Source organism: Caballeronia sp. LZ003 (genome assembly GCF_031451465.1).
Taxonomy (GTDB): domain Bacteria; phylum Pseudomonadota; class Gammaproteobacteria; order Burkholderiales; family Burkholderiaceae; genus Caballeronia.
This window is the reverse complement of record NZ_JARUXJ010000069.1, coordinates 1-1,039: the sequence shown is the minus strand read 5'-3', so window position 1 is coordinate 1,039 and position 1,039 is coordinate 1. Positions and strand designations below refer to the sequence as shown.

Below are 1,039 nucleotides of genomic sequence, written 5' to 3'. Positions count from 1 at the left end.
GTGGATTCACCACGAAAGCCCGTTGTCGCCGTTCCGCCATACCCCACAGTTGCAACTCCTCGATACCCAGCCATGGCTTTGCCGCCGTCGCCTGCAGTCGCACAACCCAAAGCGCCAACAAATACAGCACGGTGATCGCCGACCGCGCGATGGGCGCCGATGACAGGAAGTTCACGGGCGCATGGATCGTTATCGAGCAAATAGTCAGCAGCGCCCTTGCTCGTGCCGACGAATACAACTTTGCCGCGTGGAAACTTGCAGAAACCATCGAGCTCGATGATGTCGTCCGTATCTACCTCGATGACGAGCCACTTTGCTGTCGGCTCGATGTAGCCGCCGATCGCATGATCTCCGTGGCCATGAAGCCATCCGTGCAAACCTGCGCCGCACCGATGCGTTGGTTGCCAATCGGGCGCTTCAGCTACTTCGCCTGCACGCGGCCATTTGAAGCCATGCCCAGATGACATGTCCTCTCGGCAAGCGCGCAGAACCAAGGATTTGCGCTTGCGGTGCTCCTGCGGCGGGATCGGTCTGAATGCAAATCCGACGCGGGCGTTGGGTCGCTTCAAAAGTTGCGGCGCAGGGAAGAGTGTTTCGATCATTGCTTGCTCCGATTAGTACAACGTAATTCGAAGTTTTGGTGCGTCCGAGAAGACTTCAAGGCTCGATCCCAAGAGTGCTCCAGCCGCCGCTGCCACGCGGAGATGCTAGACGAACTTGCATGCAGGCGCGTGCGTGCCAGTGCTGTATAAGCGTTATGCGTACAAAGAAAAGCTGAACCGACCAGAGAATACCCCAAAGGGAATGATCAGTGCAATACCCTAGGGTAAATTTTGGTTTGTGTACGGGCGTTTGCATCGCGCGGCAACGAGCGGGCGCGGGATCTGAGGGCGTGCGGCGAGAATAAAGGGGAGCAATGCTCCGCTTTTGGCGCTTTCTTAGTAGCGGACCACTTTTGACTTCACGACGCCACAGATTGTGGCGTTGTTATGCACTTCGATAATCCGCGTTGGCCAGTCAGGATTAAGTGCTCTGAGGT

The 1,039-nt window shown here is 56.8% G+C and carries 1 protein-coding gene; it reads right to left on the bottom strand.

The features are described 5' to 3' along the window. On the bottom strand, window positions 1–602 hold a 602-nt coding region (locus QCE79_RS32970; protein WP_309851657.1), incomplete at its 3' end, for a hypothetical protein. Window positions 603–1,039: the final 437 nt, after the last annotated feature.